General features: G+C 71.4%; 12 protein-coding genes and 3 pseudogenes. 9 read left to right on the top strand and 6 right to left on the bottom strand.

Annotation, left to right across the window (positions count from 1 at the left end; all coding sequences use genetic code 11):
• Positions 1 to 368, top strand: a pseudogene (locus AC08OU_RS11665) (phage shock envelope stress response protein PspM); the annotation flags it as partial.
• Positions 369 to 649: 281 nt separating this feature from the next.
• On the opposite strand, the gene AC08OU_RS11660 reads toward AC08OU_RS11665, so the two are convergent.
• From AC08OU_RS11660 to AC08OU_RS11645, 4 genes are all read right to left on the bottom strand, one after another.
• Positions 650 to 1,756, bottom strand: a complete 1,107-nt coding sequence (locus tag AC08OU_RS11660) for a class I SAM-dependent methyltransferase (RefSeq protein WP_476604892.1) — start codon at positions 1,754 to 1,756, stop codon at positions 650 to 652.
• A 29-nt stretch (positions 1,757 to 1,785) separates the two neighbouring features.
• Positions 1,786 to 3,045 carry a lanthionine synthetase C family protein gene (locus AC08OU_RS11655; protein WP_476598624.1) on the bottom strand — a complete coding sequence of 420 codons (1,260 nt, stop codon included), beginning with the start codon at positions 3,043 to 3,045 and terminating at the stop codon, positions 1,786 to 1,788.
• Positions 3,042 to 6,095 carry a lantibiotic dehydratase gene (locus AC08OU_RS11650; protein WP_476598626.1) on the bottom strand — a complete coding sequence of 1,018 codons (3,054 nt, stop codon included), beginning with the start codon at positions 6,093 to 6,095 and terminating at the stop codon, positions 3,042 to 3,044. Before AC08OU_RS11650 ends, AC08OU_RS11655 begins: the two co-directional genes overlap by 4 nt.
• 99 nt (positions 6,096 to 6,194) lie before the next feature.
• The gene (locus AC08OU_RS11645) at positions 6,195 to 7,046 is read right to left on the bottom strand and encodes an FxLD family lanthipeptide (protein ID WP_476604891.1); all 852 of its coding nucleotides are present in this window, start codon (positions 7,044 to 7,046) and stop codon (positions 6,195 to 6,197) included.
• A gap of 412 nt (positions 7,047 to 7,458) precedes the next feature.
• Between AC08OU_RS11645 and AC08OU_RS11640 the strand changes: the two genes are divergently transcribed.
• Together AC08OU_RS11640 and AC08OU_RS11635 are read left to right on the top strand one after the other, a co-directional pair.
• On the top strand, positions 7,459 to 7,935 hold the full coding sequence (locus tag AC08OU_RS11640) for a helix-turn-helix domain-containing protein (RefSeq protein ID WP_476598630.1): 477 nt from the start codon (positions 7,459 to 7,461) through the stop codon (positions 7,933 to 7,935).
• Between the two features lie 10 nt (positions 7,936 to 7,945).
• Complete coding sequence (locus AC08OU_RS11635; RefSeq protein WP_476598631.1) at positions 7,946 to 8,929, top strand: hypothetical protein; 984 nt, start codon at positions 7,946 to 7,948, stop codon at positions 8,927 to 8,929.
• A 111-nt stretch (positions 8,930 to 9,040) separates the two neighbouring features.
• Here the strand turns inward: AC08OU_RS11635 and AC08OU_RS11630 are convergent, their stop codons facing one another.
• Positions 9,041 to 9,268: a hypothetical protein gene (locus AC08OU_RS11630; RefSeq protein ID WP_476604890.1), complete on the bottom strand. Its 228-nt coding sequence runs from the start codon at positions 9,266 to 9,268 to the stop codon at positions 9,041 to 9,043.
• 671 nt (positions 9,269 to 9,939) lie between these two features.
• Here AC08OU_RS11630 and AC08OU_RS11625 point away from each other — a divergent pair.
• Positions 9,940 to 10,437: an RNA polymerase sigma factor gene (locus AC08OU_RS11625; protein ID WP_476604889.1), complete on the top strand. Its 498-nt coding sequence runs from the start codon at positions 9,940 to 9,942 to the stop codon at positions 10,435 to 10,437.
• Here the strand turns inward: AC08OU_RS11625 and AC08OU_RS11620 are convergent.
• Positions 10,415 to 15,074, bottom strand: a pseudogene (locus AC08OU_RS11620) (ATP-dependent helicase). The gene AC08OU_RS11625 and the pseudogene AC08OU_RS11620 overlap by 23 nt on opposite strands.
• 192 nt (positions 15,075 to 15,266) lie before the next feature.
• Here AC08OU_RS11620 and AC08OU_RS11615 point away from each other — a divergent pair.
• The 5 genes and pseudogenes from AC08OU_RS11615 to AC08OU_RS11595 form a co-directional block, all read left to right on the top strand.
• Positions 15,267 to 15,461, top strand: coding sequence for a DUF3046 domain-containing protein (locus AC08OU_RS11615; protein ID WP_462187609.1), 195 nt, complete (start codon positions 15,267 to 15,269; stop codon positions 15,459 to 15,461).
• A 166-nt stretch (positions 15,462 to 15,627) separates the two neighbouring features.
• Complete coding sequence (gene recA / locus AC08OU_RS11610; RefSeq protein ID WP_462187608.1) at positions 15,628 to 16,665, top strand: recombinase RecA; 1,038 nt, start codon at positions 15,628 to 15,630, stop codon at positions 16,663 to 16,665.
• A gap of 3 nt (positions 16,666 to 16,668) precedes the next feature.
• Positions 16,669 to 16,965 (top strand): annotated as a pseudogene (locus tag AC08OU_RS11605) (recombination regulator RecX); the annotation flags it as partial.
• A complete protein-coding gene (locus tag AC08OU_RS11600; RefSeq protein ID WP_476604888.1) occupies positions 16,910 to 17,239 on the top strand; it encodes a hypothetical protein in 330 nt (109 codons plus the stop codon). The pseudogene AC08OU_RS11605 and the gene AC08OU_RS11600, both read left to right, overlap by 56 nt.
• A gap of 345 nt (positions 17,240 to 17,584) precedes the next feature.
• On the top strand, positions 17,585 to 18,658 hold a 1,074-nt coding region (locus tag AC08OU_RS11595; RefSeq protein WP_476604887.1), incomplete at its 3' end, for an Rnase Y domain-containing protein.

Below are 18,658 nucleotides of genomic sequence, written 5' to 3'. Positions count from 1 at the left end.
GTCTGGCGGCGCTCGTCGCGATGGCCCGGACGCTTGCTCCCGGCGCCGCCCGCGGCCCGGTGCGGGCGGCCGTGGCCGGCGCCGCCGATCTGGTGGACGGGCTGCGGGTCACCGCCAGGCGGGTCGTCGCGTGTGAAAGGGCGGCCCGGGCGGTGACGCATCCCGCTCGACGAGCCGAGATCCTGGCGACGAGGAAGGACCTGGTGGCCGGAATGTCGGCGTCGGTGGCCACTCTGGACGACCTGCTGGCAGCGGCCAGCGAGGTCGTGGGCACGGTGGTCGCGTCCTCGCCGGACCTGGCCCGACTGACCCAGCAGATCGAGGCTCTGCGCAGTTATGCAGATGCTCTGCGTGAACTTTCCGGTTGATCGCGGATGTCGACGGTGATCCCGGGTGTCGGTTGCCAGCGAAGATTTCAGTAAGGACCTGCGCTGAGCTGGACAGGGAAATCTGGTGATGAAGGTGTCCAGACAGCGGCCGCTGAGGTGTTGACAGTGCGGACCGCCGTATTCGGCGCGGGCTCCGGTGCAGTCGTAGCTGGTGCGGGGTTTAGACGAATCCGCGATTCAGGAGGCTGCTCAGCCAGACGTGGTCAGCCAGACGTGGTCACCACGTTCTCGATGCTGGGGGCCGTCGGCGCGGTGACCGGTCAGGGCGTGGCGACCATGCGGACGTGGCGCTTGTCGATAACCACGCCGGTGGGCAGGGTCTCGTCGGCCGTTCCGGCAGGGTAGGCGGTGATGACGGGCTGGGCGGTGCGGTCGCGGTCGAAGCGGCGAATCTGCTCGACCAGCCGCTCGGCGAGCTGGGCGGCGGCGCCGAGTTCGTAGCGGCGTTCGCCGTCCGGGCCGGGATGGTCGACGGGGCGGGGCTTGGTGAGGTATGCCAGGGAGTCGCCCTCGACGATCGCGGGGGTGCGGTAGGTGAACGCGGGGCGGCAGACCCCGGACTCGATGGCCTCGTCTTCGGCGGCGATGCGGCAGGTGCCGGGTGAGGTGGCGGTCAGCCACAGCCAGATGTGGTCGAACGGCTCGTTGGCGACGACGGAGGCGCCGGACCACACGGTGGGCTCGAGTCCAGTGAACACCTCGTGCAGGGCGGCCGGGGCGATGTTCTGGTCGGCATCCCAGTACAGGTCCACGTTGTCAGTGATCGTGCCGGTCTGCTCGCCGGTCGACACGATACCGATCATGGGAATGAACCCGCAGAGCTGGCTGCTTTCCGCCCGGAGATGGGTGTCCTGACGGGCGAAGGCGACACTGCGGGCCTGGCCCCGCCAGTGCAGCGGGACCACGAGCGTACCGCCGGGGGCGAGCTGGTCGAACCAGGCCGGGGGCAGGTCCCACGGCCCGACCGTAACGATGATCTTGTCGTAGGGGGCGTGGTCCGCGTCGCCGATGGCGCCGTCGCCGGTGACGTCGGGGTGGATGTCGATGGTGGTGACACTGCCGCCGTCGCCGACGAGCTCGGCGAGCAGGGCGGCGTTGTATCCGGTCCCGGCCCCGATCTCCAGCACGCGGTCGCCGGGCTGCGGGTCGAGCTGGCCGAGCATCATCGCCACCACGGTCGGCACGGAGATGCAACTGGCGGGCCGGTCTGCGCCGGGCTTGATGGTGATCGCCTTGTTGGCGTACGCCTCCTCGACCGAGGCTGCGGGAACGAACCGGTGCCGGGGAACGGCCCGAAACGCCTGCTCGATGCGCTCGGAGCGCAGGTGACCAGCGGTGCGGATGTTGCTGATCATCTGCTTGCGCAGGTCCTCGGGGCGGGTGCTGGTGGCGTTGGTTATCCGGTTCCTTCCGTGTATGTACTTGCGGATACGGGCGAGTGCGTTGGTCCGGCCGTGGGCGGGACGGTGAGCAGGCAGACGTCCCATCCGGTGCCCGGCGGCAGATCGGTGAGCGCGATTCCGGCGTCGCCTTCCAGCATCCCCCTCACCTCCGATAGTTTTCGGGCCGCCTGGGTGCGGCGGTGACGCCAGCGGTGTTCCAACCGGGACAGGACCTCGGCGAATTCGCCGCCGGGTTCGGTGTCGGCGAGCATCCGGCGGGAGACGTGCACCAGCCCGGCCCAGCCGTGGCACAGCGAGTCGTCGCCGAGTTGGGCGAGTTGAGCCTCGTCGGTGAGACACGCGACGAGCGTGGCCCTGGCGTCGGCCACCCTGTTCGGGGTGTCCAGTGCCTGGGCGGTCAGGTGGCGGGCGCGGGCCAGGCCGGGGGCGCCGTAGCACCAGGACGGGCGTTGCGGACCCGGCTGGTCGGCGGCGGCGTTGACCCATTCGCGGGCGGAGATCATGCCGGGCCACCAGGGGCTGATCACCGAGCCGCAGCGCCAGGAGTTGAGGAACCAGTCGGTGAGTTCGATCGCGTCGGCCTGTCCGGGCACGGTGATGCCGCCGATCATGGCGGAGGACAGCAGCGCCAGCGGTCCGGCGATGCCGTGCGCCATGCCGAGGTTGGCGTGGCCGCCGGGCCACCACGGGTCGGGCTGGTCGGACGGCCCATTCGCGGTCCACCAGCCGGGCAGTGTGGCCCCGTCGACGGTGGTCCGGCCGGTCAGCCGGACCAGGTAGGTCAGTACGTCGCGTAGCAGGTCGCCGCCGGGGTGGCGCGGGTCGGCGTGGACGGCTTGAAGTAGGCAGACGCCGAGTCCGGTCAGCCCGTTGATCAGGTCGAACTCCCGCAGCGCGGGCAGTTCGTCGCGGTCGATCCGCTCGTGCGCTGCCTCCAGGCGGGTGCAAGTGATCGCGGCGATGTGCTCGTCGAGGGTGTGCAGTACGCCGGTGTAGACGGGCTGGCCGGCGGTGCGCAGCACGAACGCGACCGCCGGGGCGCCCCGGTACAGGCCGGCGCCTGTGTCCGCGGCCACGGGTTCGGCGGTCATGGCCTTGACCCATTGGTGGGCGGTGGCCCAGTCTCCGATCCCGGCGCGGGCATAGGCGATGTGCAGCAGCGCCAGCCCGGCGGCCCCGTCTGCCAGGGATTGACCCCAGCCGGGTGCGGGATGCTGCTCGGGCGGTGGCGTGTACGGGTCGGTGTAGGTCACCGGGCACCACCGCTACGGCGGGCTCGCCAGGTGAGCGCGGCTTGCCGGGCCAGGCGGCGGCAGGTGCGTTCGCTGTCCCGGTTGATGCCGACGGCCCGGTTGTGGTGCATGCGCAGCAGCGACTCCAGCACCACGTCGGTGTTCGCCTCCGGTGGCAGCGCCTTGTGGTAGCTGGCCAGCGCGTCGGCGCGGTTGTCCCACGCCGGCCCGATGTCGACGGTCCAGCCGGACAGCGACCACAGCCCGGCCGGGTCGGTGGCGAGCCGGGTCGCTCGCTCGGCCACCGCCCGGTCGATGGCCGCAGCGGCAGCCGGGGCCGGCCGGGCGGCCAGCCAGTCCATCGCCTCGTTGGGATCGCCGAAGAACCCGCTGACGATGCCTACCATGTTCGCCACCACCAGCCCGAGGTCGACCTCGGTGGTGGGCTGGTGCCGCAGCAGGGCGGCCATGGTGGCGGAGTCGGCGGCGAAGACGTTCTCCGCGGCGTCCAGTGCCTCGCCGTGCCCGTAGCGGCCGACTTCCGGGGAGTAGGTGTCGATCACCAGCCGCCCGGCCAGTCCTGCTTGGCGCATCCGCTGCGCCCACTCCCCGACCGCGTTCGAGTACTGCGCGTAACAGTCGGGGATAGTGCGCAGCCGCAGGCGCAGGTGGTCTGTCTCCTGTCGGCTGCGGTATCGCAGCCACCAGCACGCGGGTGTGTCGAGCGTGGCCAGCAGGCCGGGAAGCGCCTCGGCGACGATCTCGCCGATCCGTTCGGGATGGGTGAACAGCTTCGCCGAGAGCCAGGTGGCGTCCGGGGCGCCGGGCAGGTGCCCGTGCGTGTTCGTCACGGCGGGTAGGAGGCCGTGCAGCGGGCCGGGTGCAGCGGGGCAGGTGGTGACCAGGGGCAGCGCGATTTCGTGGGCGTGGCCGTCGATCCACCCGTAGTCGGCCGCCGGGGTGGCCGCGTACAGGATCGCCTGGCCGTGCCGTTTGAGGTGGGCGTGCAGGAGGGTGGCGTGGGCGGGCTCGTTGAGGGTGAGGCGCAGCGTGCGGTCCGCGTCGCGGAGCTCGACCACGTCAGGGCAGTCCCAGCGGCGCCGCCACCGGTCGAGTACCTGCCTCCACTGGCCAGGACCGGCCTGGCCGGGTGGGAAATCGTCGGGGGCAAGCCGCCACTGGGCCGGGGACAGGACGGTGCGCCGGTAGCGCACCCGTGGCAGGAACGGCAGCCGGACGCGCGGTCCCCAATCGAACTGGTACCAGGCGGCGGAGAACGCCCGTGGCAGATGCGCCAGGAACCGGGCCAGCGGCGGGGGCTGTTTGTCCAGTGCGAGCGCGTGGAACACCTGCGGCTCAACCACTTGACGACGCGAGATGCTGACCAGGTGCAGCCGGTCGCGGGTCGCGGTGATGGCCAGGTCGTCCATCGTGAGCAGGCTGTCGTCGCCGGGCTGGCGGTGTTCGCCCAGCGGGAGCACGTGGTCGAGGTAGGCCGGGACGCGGCAGACGTTCTCCGCGTGCGGGTACAGCGGCCCGAAGGACATCTGCACCCGCAGCGCCCCGGCGGTGGCGGCGGGCAATGCCCGGTACGCCCGCGCCAGGCCGGACCCGGTGGCCGTCGGGGTGAACCGGCTGGTGAGGGTGCCGGCGGAGCGGGCGGGCGCGACGGTGAGCAGGAAGTCGCCCCGATCCAGCGATTGGGTGGTGGCGGCGTGGATGCGGGCGGACAACTCCACGTGCGGCGGGATGTACCGGTCGTCGAACGTTTCGCCGGTCAGCTCGCCGATCACGTCGTCGGTCAGGATGATCTCGCGGGTGCCGTCGGCCATCGCCTGCCAGGCCAGCACCAGCAGCCGCTCGTCGCGCTCGGAGATCCCCGGTGGCGGCGTGGGCAGCACGCTCCCGCGATACCCCACCGGATACCCCAGGCCGGCATCCGGGTCCAGCACCTCGGCCAGCGGCACCATCGTGCCCGTGCCGTACTTGTCGACGAAGGCAGAGTGGTAGTCACGCCAGGTTGCTTCGCCGGTCGGCTGCCGCGTCACGCGCAGCAGCGCGCTGGCGGCCCGCTCCATCTCCTGGGCGACCTGGTTGGGCAGCCGAACCGCGCAGTCGAGCAGCAGGTCCACCGCGAGCGGGGTGCGGCCATCCGGCGAGAGTTGCCTCATCCGGCGGGTGACTGTCGCGCGGATACGGCTCTGCTCGGCCCGCGTGGTCACCTCGTGATTGTGGTGGCGCAACTCGGCCAGGATGGTGTCGAGGTCACCAACCAGGGGCGCGATGTCCGAGATGGAGACGGCGTCGGCGTCGCGCAGCCGGTCCATGAGGTAGGCGAACGGGTCGGTGACGGTGAACGGGGCACGCAGGCTAGTCAGCAGGTAGCCCTGCCAGACGAGTTCGGTGAGCATGCCCCGCAGGGTGGGTCGGGAGGCGGTGAAGTCCTCGGCCAGCATGTCGATCAGCGCCCCGAACCGGACCGGCGTCGCCGCTAGGTCGTGGACGGCCGCGACCGCGCGGGTGTAGCGGATGGTCACCCTGTTCGGCCCTTGCGGTACTTCGAGTCGCCCGCCGCGGCGGACAGCGAGGTCGGTGACCACCACATCGAGCTGTTCCAGCAGTTCGGGGCACCGTTCGACCCGAGCGATGATGTCGGCCAGCCACCCGGTGTTGACACGAGCCACGCCCCGATGCTCCTCGCCCCAGTCCGCCTGGGCCGTCCTTCCCAAGACCACCGGCGCCACACCGGCGAACAGACCGAACGGGGTGGGGCGGCCGATGCTGCGCAACAGGTACCGCGCGGTGGACAGGGTGGCGCTGCGGATTTGCTTGTCGCTCACGACATGCCCGGCGCGGATGGCGTCGACGCCTTCCCCCAGGGACGGGCTGGCCTGGCGCACGGCACCGGCGAGATCGGGCCGGGACCACATCTCCTCCAGCCAACGCCGGCATCCGCCGATGTCGGTCAGGTCGGGCCAGGAGTCCACGGTGTCGGTCAGCGGAGTTGCTGCGGCCCGCAGCAACGCGACGTCGACGTGTCGGTAGAGCGGCTTTCTGTCGCTGGCACGCATCGGGTCCTCCAAGGGCTGTCGAGATCGGGCGAGTGGGGCAGCGCCGGGGCCGGAGGACGTCGCCCCCGGCCCCGGTGCCGCGCATCCGGGCAGCGGATCTCACACGCCGCCGGTGACGCACGCGGACGCGCAGGTGGGGTCACAGCCGTCGTCGGTGTGGCCCTTGCAACCGGCCAGCGGATGGCCGGGCGGAACGTCGGTGATGATCTGCACGTCGAGGGCGAACGGGTCCTCGGTGGCTGGGGGCGGCGTGGTCGGGGTCTCGGTGGCGAGGGTTGCGGTCATGGTGAACCTTTCGTTGTTGACGGGTGGATCTTCTTTAACCTGGCGGTGGAGGCATTGCGGGGCAAGGACTTCCAGGCCAGGAACCTGTTGCGTGCTCGTCCGGCGGGTCGGCTGACTGCGGCCGGCCGGGGAGCGGATGCTGGCGCGCAGCAGCGGGCTGTCCGTGCGCCGGTGTGCCCAGTCGCCGTTGGCGGTGCACACGTACAGCAGGCGTGTGTGCTGGTCCGAGCACGGCCAGACTCCGATGACCGAGGACAGTTCGCCGCGGCCAGGGAGCACCATGAGGTCGTTGAGGTGGATCTGGCCGGCGGGCAGCGGGGTTGTCTTCTCGGCCGGTGCCTCGGGCGCCGGGAGCGGCCTGCCGATGCTTTCCGGCCTGTGCGGCAGCGGGGGCGCTGGGGATGGCGGGAACGGCGGGTAAGAGGTGGCCATCGCCAGCACACAGCAGTCCGGGCACAGGTGCTCTGGCATCGGCGGGCGCCGCTCCCACACGTCGTCCACCGGCAGCCCGCACAACCCGGAGGCGGGCTGGGCGGGATGCACCACGTGGGCGCGGCCGGCACAGAAGGTGCCGCCGGGCCAGTTGGTGCCCCACCACCATCCCGCTGCCGGTCCCGTGGGCCGCGCCGTCGTCCGTTCCTCCATCAGCGACCGCACCCCGATCACGCCCGCGGGCCACGAGCAAGCACCTCGCCGACCGCCGCCGGTGGGGAAGATCATCAGCGGGCGTCCGGCGGGCGGCACCGGGATGGAAACCCGGTGGCCCGACCCAGGTCGGGGCTCCGAGTCGGGCCATCGGGCGCTTGCGTCGGCCGCCGCCGTCCCCATCGTTGACGAGTCCGGCCCCACCCGCGCAGCGGCGCGGACCAGCGGGGATCGGCTTAGGTGGGGCCTGGTCGGTCATCGTCAGCGGCGTGGCCATGTCCATCACCATCCCGGTCCGCACCGGCCTTTCCGATCCCCAGCGGTGCTAGCCCCACTGGGGCTTGACATCGCGGGCTCGACACGACCGACTGGTAAGAGCGGGGGTTTACGCTGTGAACCTGCGCGAACACCGTTCGGGAGCGGAAGGCGAGCCATGACTGGTCCAGGACGACAACGCTGTCGGTTCTGCGGCACCGTGCTGGCCACCGCCACCGACCGGATGTGCGGCTCGTGCACCCGCGCCGCGGGGTTCCGCAAGCCGATCCCGGACGGGTTCTACGAGGACGCGGACCTGCGCGCCGCGCTGGCCCGCTACGACTTCGGCGCGGTGTTCGCCGCAGTCCGTCAGCACACCGGGCTGTCCCAGCTCCAGCTCGCTGACCTGCTGGATCTGTCCCAGTCCCGGGTTTCGGTTGTGGAGCGGGGTGAGCGTCGGCTGACCCACGTCAAGCTGGCTGCCCGTCTGGCCACCCGCCTGCGCATCCCACCGCGATTGCTCGGCTTCCCGGCCGAGGACCCGGGTAGCGTGGTGGCACAGGAGGAGGTGAGCTGGTTGGAGCGCAGGGACTTCGCTCACCCTGGTCACAGCCGCCACGTTGGGATCGAGCCTGCGCGCGCTACTGCCCGGTGAGGTCGAACCGGTGAGCAGGCCCCGCATCGGCGCCGCGGATGTCGACGCGATCGAGGCGATCACCGACGGATTCCGCCGCTCGGACTTCGCCCACGGCGGCGGGCTGTGCCGCGCTGCGGCCATCACGCAACTGCACCAGGTGCGCCGGCTGGAGGACGCCGTCTGCGCACCGGAGGTCCGAACTCGGCTGCTGGTCGCGGTCGCCGAGCTGGCCAGCATGGCCGGGTGGATGGCTTACGACGTCGAGGACCACGACGCCGCACGCCGTCTGTGGACCTACGCCTTGGACACCGCCCGCCGTGCCGACGACCACCCCTGCGCCCCGGACCTCGCCGTAGACGTGCTGCTGGACATGGCACACCAGGCCCTGCACCTGCACGGCCTCGACCCGACCAAACACGCCGATCGCGCGGGTGAGGCGCTGCGCCTGGTCCAGCTTGCCTCGGCCACGGCCGCCAACCGCAGCCACCCGGTCAGCACGATCACTCAGGGCTACATCTCCGCCGTGCTCGGGTGGTGCCGTGCCGCCCTCGGTGAGCCCGAACCCACCCGCCGCGCCATCGGGAACGCCCAGGACACCTACGCTGCCGCCGACCCGGCCACGACCCCGCCGTGGGCGTGGTTCGTCAACGAGGCGGAGATCACCGCCCAGCAGGGGCACTCGCTGTACCTGCTGTCGCTGACCCGCCCGGAGTTCGCGCCCGAGGCCATCGAGAAGCTGACCACGGCGGCCACCGGCTACGGCGCGGAGTACGAACGCAGCCGCGCGGTGATCCTGCCCCCGCTGGCCTCGGTGCAGTTCCAGGCCGGCGATCTCGACGCCGCAGTGGCCACCGGCTACGCCGCGGTGGACGCGATCACGGGGCTGTCCTCCACCCGCGGCTACGCCCGGCTGCGTGTGCTGGACACCGTGGCCGCCCCGCACAACAGGCAGCCCGAGGTCGTCGACCTGCGCGAGCACATCCGCAGGGCGCTGGCTACCACGGCGGCGTAGCCGTCGATGGCCCTGCCCGCACGCCAGGACTCCGGACTGCCCGGCCTGCCGGTGCTGCGCGATGCCTGGCGGGTCTTCGGGGTCGACCCCCACTGGCGCGGAGCTGCTGCATCACCGCTCCAACGCGGTGTACCCGCTGCCCCGCGACCACCTCGTCGTCCGGCTGGCCCCGGACACACCAGTGCGCCGCCGCGCCCAGACCTGAATCGACCTCACCCGGTGGCTGGCCACCCAGCCCGAGCCGATCGCGCTACCACCGGCACCCGGCGAACAACCGGGCATCGCCACCGGGGCGGTCGCCACCTTCTGGACCCACCGGCCCACCACCCCGACACCCACGCAGTCGCACCTGAACGGCTCCCGCTCCGGGCCTGCACCGCGCCGTGCCGTCACCAAACCGGGTCAGCTACTAAAACCTTTGGCTTCCTATTGAAATCTATACCGAAAATAGGATGTCCTACTAAAATCTTCGATGGCACCCGACAGCGGGGACGGGCTGTCGTACCTCGTGTCGTGTATCAGGTGTCGTGTACCAGACCGGGTAGCGCCATCGGGTAGGTCGTCGAGACGTTCCGCCCAGTTCCTTCGTGTACCCACAGTGACCGGCGGCGAGTGGCTCCATGAGGGCTTACGAAGCAGAACGTCATTCTCTCGCCCGTTTTGGCGGTGTACTGACCGGTTGATGGCGCCAATGCGGCTCGCGATAAGCTCGGATCACAGCCGGGCGATAACACGGTGCGTATCGATCGGGCGGGCACGCCGCCCACCGGGATATGCCGCTGCTGGCTCACGTGAGAGCGGATGGTAATGTCCGCCTTGTCCTAGTCCGCTGTTCTGGCAAGCAGCGGGTCCAACTGACCAAGGCACATCGCGATTCTCGGTGCTGGCGCGCTCCGGGAAGGTAGGCGATCGTGCTGGGGGGTGGCGCGGTCTGAGCATGACAGGTGGAGCAAGCCGTGACATGCCCTGCCGGGGACACGCCCTCGGTTGATTTTGTATCCGCTGCGCCCGTGGTCGAGCTGGACCGGCCATACAGCCAGCAGCGATGGTCGCTGATGCTCCCGCATCGTGATCGGCTCATCCACATAGCCCGTAGGCGGTTGCCGAGCAAGGCCGACGCGGAGGACTGTGTACACGAGGCATTCATCCGCGCCGCCGGATTTCGGGATCTCGACGCGAGCCGGGTCGGGCAGTTTCTGACGACGACGGTGCTACGTCTGTGTATTGATCATCATAGAGCTCGTCAGCGCGCGGAGCGGGCGGTCGTACGCGGCTATCTGCAGCCGTGGGAGCCGGCCCCGGACGACGCCGTCTGCGACCGTGCGGAAGCCCGCTGGCTGCTGGCCCGGGCCGGGGCACTGCAGGGCCGGGAGCGTGAGGTGATCATGGCTCGGGCGGCCGGGAAGAGTACCCGGGAGGCGGCCGTGGATCTGGAGATCAGTCTCAAGGCTGCCGAGGGAGCGTTCACCCGCGGACGTGCCCGTCTCATTTCCTTCTCTCGGAACTGATGCTCTCGGAACTGATGCTCCGCAGCCGCAGGCCCCGCGGGGTCGGGTGGAAACCGGCGCGCTCCAGGGCGGCACCCAGGGTGCTGCCGACGATCGTCTGGCCGTCCGCCTTCTCCACCGTGAGCCTGCCGAGCCGGCCGTCCCGCACGGCGCGGGCCAACGCCTCCACCGCCGGGGCCACCCGATGGTCGTTCTCGGTCCATGACAGCAGGGAACGGCCCCCGCGTTCCACGTAGAGGATGAGTTCCCCGTCGATGATGACGACCATCGCGCCCGCCTTGCGCCCCGGCCGGTGGCCGGCGGCGCCGTCCGCGTCATCCCCCGGTCGGGTCGGCCAGGGCAGCGCGGCACCGAACGGGTTGGCCGGATCGGCCGCGGCCAGGACGACGGCCTGCGCGGACGATGAGCTCGGTGGGCCGGCCGCCGGCTGCGCCCAGGCCGGGGCGGCCTCGGCGTCCCGCTGTGCCGCGGCGATGGAGCGCAGCCGATCGACCGCTCCCGGGACGGCGAACTGGGCCGCGCCCAGGGACTCGACGAAGTAGCCCCGGCGGGCGCGGCCGGCGTCCTCGAAGGCGCTGAGGACCCGGTAGACCCCGGCGAACCCGCCCGGGTGCCGCTCGCTGGTCACCGCGCCGCGGGTGACGATGCCGTGGCGCTCGAGCAGCGCCTCGGCCAGCGCGTGGGCGCGCCGGGTCGGATCGGTGTCCCGCTCGGGCAGCAGCGACCAGCGGCCGGCGGGGGGCCGGTCCGCCGCGGCATCGCCGGCCGTCCGTACCGTGCCGCCCGGGGACGGGGGACGGCGGCGGAACCCAGCAGGGCGCGCGGCGGGGCGAGGGTGTCGTTGGTCACCCGCCCCGCCCAGACGAGATCCCAGAGCGCGGTGGCGAGCGCCGTGTCGTCGAGCGAGCCCATCCGGTCGGACAGCGCCCGGAAGAACAGGGCCGCCCCGCCGGTGAGCGCGTCGAGAATCGCGGTGTGCAGTGGACCCGAGGCGATCTCCGGGTCGGGCGGAGGCAGCAGCAGGGGCGCGGTGTCGGCGAGGACCAGGGTCAACCAGCCGCCGTCCCCGGGCAGCCCGCCGGCGCCCGCCCAGTGCACCTCGCCGGCGGAGCACAGCTCGTCGAGCATCGCCGGTGAGTAGTCGGCGACGCGGGCCGGGAGGACGAGCTGTTCCCACGCGCTCGCCGGGATCAGCGCGCCCTGCAGCTGCTCGACGGCGCGCAGCACGCCGTCCACCCCCCGGCCACGTCCGCTGGTGACCGACTGCCAGGCCGGTAGGAAGGCACCGAGGACCCGGGGCGGCACCGCCTCGACCTCCTTGCGCAGGGCGGCCAGGCTGCGTCGTCGCAGCGCGCGCAGCACGCCCGCGTCGCACCACTGCTCACCGCCGCGGTCGGGATGCAGCTCGCCGCGGACGAGGCGGCCGCCGCGGACCAGCCCGTCCAGGACACCGGCGACCACCGCCGTGCCCAGCCCCAGCCGGGCAGCCGGTTCCTCGGTGTCGAACGGTCCGTGGGTACGGGCATAGCGGGAGATCAGGTCTCCGAGAGGGTCACGCACCGGTTCGGTGAAGGCGTCGGGAACTCCCACCGGCAGCGGTACGCCCAGGGCGTCGCGCAGCCGGCCGGCGTCCTCGATCGCGACCCACCGCTCCTCGCCGGCGATACGGACCCGCAGGGCCCGGCGGGTCTGTTCGAGCTCGGCGAGCCAGCCCAGGGTGGCACCCCGGGCGACCGCCTCCGCGGTGGTGAGGTCGCCGAGCATGCGCAGCAGGTCGGCCACCCCCTCGACATCGCGGGCGTGGCGGTCCGGGGCGAGCCGCGCGAGCTCCGTGGCGACCTGCGCGAGCGCCGCGGGATCGATCAGCTCCCGCAGGTCCGCCTCGCCGAGGAGTTCGGCCAGCAGGGAGCTGTCCAGTGACAGCACCTGCGCCCGGCGTTCGGCCAGCGGCGCGTCCCCGTCGTACATGAAGGCGGCGACGTAGCCGAACAGCAGGGCGGAGGCGAACGGAGACGGGGACGGCGTCTCCACCTCCACCACCCGCAGCGTGCGGGCCGACACCTCGCGCATCAGCTCCGCGAGCGCCGGAACGTCGAACACGTCCTGCAGGCACTCCCGCATGGTCTCCAGCACGACGGGGAAGCTGGCGAACGTCGCGGCGACGGACAGCAGCTGTGCGCTGCGCTGGCGCTGCTGCCACAGCGGGGTCCGTCGCCCCGGGGTCCGGCGGGGCAGCAGCAGGGCCCGCCCGGCACACTCGCGGAACCGGCTGGCGAACAGGGCGCTGCTCCCGATCTCCGCCCGCACGATCGCGTCCGGCTCGAACAGCGCGAGATCGGCGCCGGGCGGCTCGGCGGCATCCGGGATCCGGGCGACGATGCCGTCGTCGGTGTGCATGATCTGGACGTCGACCCCGTACCGCTCGCGCAGCCGGGCGCCCTGGGCGAGCGCCCAGGGTGCGTTCACCGGAGCACCGAACGGGGAGTGCACCGCCAGGCGCCAGTCGCCGATCTCGTCCCGGAAACGCTCCACGACGATCGTCCGATCGTCACCGAGACGGCCGCCTTCTGCTCGTCGAGGTAGCGCAGCAGGTTGGCGGTGGCCCGATCGTCGAGGCCGGCGGCCCGGACGCGGTCGGCCGCCGCCTGCGCCGGCAACCTGGTGATCTCGCGCAGGAACGCGCCGAGCGCGCGGCCGAGTTCGGCGGGTCGGCCTGGGGCGTCGCCATGCCAGAAGGGGAGCCGACCGGGCCGTCCCGGAGCCGGCGTCACCAGGACCCGGTCGGCGGTGATCTCCTCGATGCGCCAGCCGGATGAGCCGAGGAGCACCACGTCGCCGACCCGCGACTCGTAGACCATCTCCTCGTCGAGTTCCCCGACCCGGCTGGAGCGCTCCCCGACGAGGAAGACGCCGAACATGCCCCGGTCGGGAATGGTGCCTCCGCTGGTCACGGCGAGCCGCTGGGCGCCCGGGCGGGCGGTGAGGATCCCGGTGACGCGGTCCCAGGTGATGCGGGGGCGCAGCTCGGCGAACGCGTCGGAGGGGTAGCGGCCGGCGAGCATGTCCAGGACCGCCTCGAAGGCGGAGGCCGGCAGCGTCGCGAACGTCGCGGTGCGTCGGACCAGCGCGCCGAGCTCGTCGACGTGCCAGTCCTCCATCGCCGTCATTGCCACGATCTGCTGGGCCAGCACGTCGAGGGGGTTGCGCGGGTACCGCAGCCGCTCGATCGCCCCCGAGCGCATCCGCTCGGCGACCATGGCGCATTCGAGCAGGTCGCTGCGATGCTTCGGGATGATGACGCCGCGACTGGTGGCGCCGACCTGGTGGCCCGCGCGGCCGGTGCGCTGCATCCCGGCGGCGACGCTTGGCGGGGACCCGATCTGCACGACCAGGTCGACGGCTCCCATGTCGATGCCGAGTTCCAGGCTGGAGGTCGCGACGACCGCGGGCAGCCGGCCAGCCTTGAGATCCTCCTCGATTCCGGCCCGTTGCTCCCGGCTCACGCTGCCGTGGTGGGCCCGCGCGATCTCCGGCCACGCCGTGCCGCCGCCCTGACCCGAGGCGCCCATCAACGCCGCGGGTGACGTCCGGCTGGCTTCCCCCGGCCCGTCCCCGGCCACGGATTCGCCCGCGGCGGTGGCCGCGGCGAGCCGTTCGGCGTACAGCTCGTTCAGCCGGGCGCAGAGCCGCTCCGCGAGCCGGCGCGAGTTGGCGAAGACGATGCTGGCGGAATGGGCCAGCACGAGGTCGAGGACATGCTGCTCGACCGCCGGCCAGATCGACGCTCGGTGCGGGGCGGAGGCCGCCGAGCCGTCCGGGGACCCGTCGAGGAGCTGTCCGCCGAGCCGGGTCATGTCCTCGACCGGCACCACGACGTCGATCTGGAGGGTCTTGGCCGCGGGGGGGCGGACCACCGCCACCGGGGCCGTTCCGCCCAGGAAGCGGGCGACCTCCTCGACCGGCCGCACCGTGGCGGACAGGCCGATCCGCTGGGCCGGGGTGTCCAACAGGGCGTCCAGACGCTCCAGGCTCAGCGCGAGGTGGGCGCCACGCTTGGTGCCCGCCACCGCGTGGACCTCGTCGACGATCACCGTCCGGACGCCGCGCAGCGACTCCCGCGCGGCACTGGTGAGGATGAGGAAGAGCGACTCCGGGGTGGTGATCAGGACGTCGGGGGGCCGGGCGCCGAAACCGCGCCGTTCGGCGGCGGGGGTGTCGCCCGACCGCAGACTCACGGTCACGTCCGGCTGGGGTAGACCGAGCCGTTGCGCGGCGGAGCGTATCCCCGCGAGCGGCGCCCGCAGGTTCCGTTCGACGTCGATGGCCAGCGCCTTGAGCGGGCTGACGTAGAGCACCCGGCAGCGCCGGGTGGGCTCGGCCGGCGGCGCCGAGCGGGCCAGCGTGTCCAGCGACCACAGGAAGGCGGCCAGCGTTTTCCCCGAACCCGTGGGTGCGACGACCAGCGCGTTGCCGCCGGTGCGAATCGCCTCCCACGCGCCCCGCTGGGCGGGGGTCGCGGCGGTGAAGGCCGCGCCGAACCAGCTCCGGGTCGGGGCGGAGAACGCCGTGAGCGGATCTGGCGGATCGGGGGAAGCGAAGCTGGGCACGTTGACCAGTCTGCGTCGAGGGACCGACAACTTTCCGCCGGTGTGGTTCAGGCCGGGCCCGCTGTGGGGCCCGGCCTCGACCCGGTCGTGGTTCCCGCGACCGTGGTTCCCCCCGACCGTGGTTCCGCCGGTGGGAACCCCAACCGGGGACCCCCGGCGGGGATCCCCGACCAGGACCCCCTTGGGTGGTCCCGTCCCGTCCGGACGGTGCACACTGGCGAAGTGCGGTTGACCGAGTTCTGGGCGAAGATGAACACACGGTTCGGTTCCGCGTACGCAGAGTCGTTTGCGCGTGATCATGTGTTGTCCGGTCTCGGTGGCGCGACGGTCGAGGTGGCCCTGGCCCGTGGTGACGACGCCAAGACCGTCTGGCGAACCGTGTGCGAGGAGTTCGATGTGCCGGCGCGGGATCGCTGAGCCACCGTCCGGTGTGTCGTCGGGTCGTCGAACGTATGTTCGTCTAGAGTCGTCCCTGTGCGGCTACTTGTCCACAGATCATCCTCGACCCTCGAAACTGTCGGACCCACGGCCTAACGTCATCCTCGTGGCCAAGACTCGACGACCTCAGCATGGAGTAACTCCAATGGCAGGACTCGACCGTGAGAAGGCGTTGGATAACGCCTTGGCGCAGATCGACAAGCAGTTCGGCAAGGGATCGGTCATGCGGTTGGGGGACGACACCAGGCCGCCGATCCAGGCCATCCCCACCGGTTCGATTGCTCTGGATGTCGCGCTCGGCATCGGCGGGCTGCCGCGGGGGCGCATCATTGAGATCTACGGCCCGGAGTCGTCCGGGAAGACGACCGTCGCCCTGCACGCGGTGGCGAACGCGCAGGCGGCCGGTGGTATCGCGGCGTTCATCGACGCCGAGCATGCGCTCGACCCCGAGTACGCGGGAAAGCTCGGCGTCGACACCGACGGTCTGCTGGTCTCCCAGCCGGATACCGGCGAGCAGGCGTTGGAGATCGCGGACATGCTCGTCCGGTCCGGCGCGCTGGACATCATCGTTATCGACTCGGTGGCCGCGCTGGTCCCGAGGGCCGAGATCGAGGGTGAGATGGGGGACAGCCACGTCGGCCTCCAGGCCCGCCTGATGTCCCAGGCCCTGCGCAAGATGACCGCGGCGCTGGCGAACTCCGGCACGACCGCGATCTTCATCAACCAGTTGCGCGAGAAGATCGGGGTGATGTTCGGCTCCCCGGAGACCACGACCGGTGGTAAGGCGCTGAAGTTCTATGCGTCGGTGCGCCTCGATGTCCGTCGTATCGAAACCCTCAAGGACGGCACGGAGGCCGTGGGTAACCGGACCCGCGTCAAGGTGGTGAAGAACAAGGTGGCGCCGCCGTTCCGGACCGCCGAATTCGACATCGTCTACGGAGGCGGTATCAGCCGGGAGGGTTCCCTGATCGACATGGGGGTCGAGCACGGCATTATTCGTAAGTCCGGTGCCTGGTACACCTACGACGGCGATCAGCTCGGCCAGGGCAAGGAGAACGCCCGGTCGTTTCTGCGGGACAACCCCGACCTGGCCAACGAGATCGAAAAGAAGATCAAGGAGAAGCTCGGCATCCTGCCCAGTCTCGAATCCGATGCCGTGGCGCCCGTCCCGGTCGATCTGTAGCCGATGGCAGGAGCAGATCCGGGGAATGTCGCGGCCGGTCCGTCGTTCGCCCGGACGGCCGTCGCGGCGGACGAAGAGCCGTGGCTGAAGGATCCGATCTCGGTCGCGCGGGAGATCTGTCTGCATCAGTTGGCGACCAGAGCGAGGAGTCGAGCAGAGCTTGCGGCGACCATGCGGCGACGAGGGGCCACCGATGAGATTGCCGGTGTGGTCCTCGACCGGTTGGCCGCCGTCGGTCTGATCGATGATGAGGCCTTCGCCGCCGCCTTCGTCTCCTCCGCTCGGGCCCGTCGTGGGCTGGGTAGGCAGGCCTTGGCCACAGAGCTGCGTAAGCGGGGAGTGGATCCGGGACACCGTCGAGGCCGCCCGCGAGCTCGTCCTTCGTCGGCTGCGGTCGATGGACCGCCTGCCCGAGCAGGTCCGTACCCGAAGGCTCCTCGCCATGCTGACCCGAAAGGGCTATCCGGTCGAACTGGCGGTCCGGGTCGTGAGCGAGCAAGTCGCTCAGGGGCTCGACGGCGGAGGTCGGATGGCCTGGGTGGTCGATGGCGACGAAGACGACGGCTCGGTGTGAGTGGTGGGGAGATTGAGCCTGGGCCGTCAATGCGCCCTTATTTCTTGACCAGGGATTGTGCGAGACCTAGTCTTTCTTGAAAGGTGACAGGACTCCCGCGGCGACGCGGTCTTGATAGCTCGTCCAACTTCACACGGAGGCAGCCGCTGCGAGTGGGTGCCCGAAGACGGTATGCTCGCCGGCCGGTCGACGTTGGATTGGCCGGTTCGGGAGGCCGTCCGGGCTCCATATCGCAATGGCGCAATCCGCGTGCTGCCCCTCTACGGCTGTGATCGTGCCGAGACGAGGGTCCTTCGCCGCTCCAGCCCGCCTGTGCGGGTCCGACGGAAGCGGAGGGAGCAAGCGATGGAGGGCGTCCTCGTCGTCCTGTCGTCACTCGTACTTGCCGTCCTGAGCGTTCTGATCCTCGCCGTGGCGCGGTTGGTCCGGGCGACCCGGGTTGACAAGATACCCGACCCCGCTCCGGTGGTGTCCCGAACCCCGGCCGCCCGGGACGTCGGGGACGTGACCGGTCCAGCGGACGTGACGAGTCCGGCGGACTTCGACGAGGAGCCGACGGTCCGCGTCCTGCCCACGGTCCGGGAGGGTTCCGGCGCTCCGGCCACGACGGACGCCGACTCACCCGCCGATCGAGACGGCACCGCCGCGCGGACCGGGGGTTCGGCCGTGACCGCCGATCGCTCCGACGGCGGCCTCCGCGCGGCTCATGGTGGTAGCGCGGAGGAGGCGGCGCAGATTGTGGCCCGAGCCGAACGGGAGGCGGCGGAACGGTTGGCGCGGGCTGAGCGGGATGCCGCCGAGATCCGGCGACGCGGCGAGGAGGATGTCGCCCTACTGCGCGAGCGGATGCTCGCCGAGGCGGCAGTCGAAACCTCGCGGCTCCAGGCCGCGGCGAGAGAGTCCGTCCGCGCCGAGCAGGAGGCCGCCCGGACCGAGATCGCCGCGGCGCGGGCGGCGTTCGACGGTGAGCAGCAGGCCCGGCGGACGGAACTGCAGAGCCGGGAGGCTGCGCTAGCCGCTCGGGAACAGCGCGTCGAGGACCGGATGGCCAGCATCGACGATCATAGTCGTCGCCTGGCGGGCCGCGACCGCGACCTGCTCGACCGGGAGAACGACCTGGCCCGTCGGACGGCCGAGGTGGCCGACCTCGAACGTGCCCGTCATGCCGCGCTGGAGCAGGTGGCCGGGCTCACCGCCGGGCAGGCCAGGGGGGAGCTGATCGCCGTCATCGAGCAGGAGGCCCGGCGGGAGGCGGCGCTGATGGTCCGCGAGATCGAGGCCCGGGCTGAGGAGGAGGGTGAGGAACGCGCCCGCAGGATCGTGACCACCGCCATCCAACGGGTCGCGTCTGACCAGACCACCGAGTCCGTCGTGACGGTCCTGCATCTTCCCGGCGATGAGATGAAGGGCAGGATCATC

Source organism: Frankia sp. CcMO1, from assembly GCF_977945845.1.
Note: the sequence above shows the minus strand (reverse complement) of the source record. Positions and strands in the feature narration are given on the sequence as shown.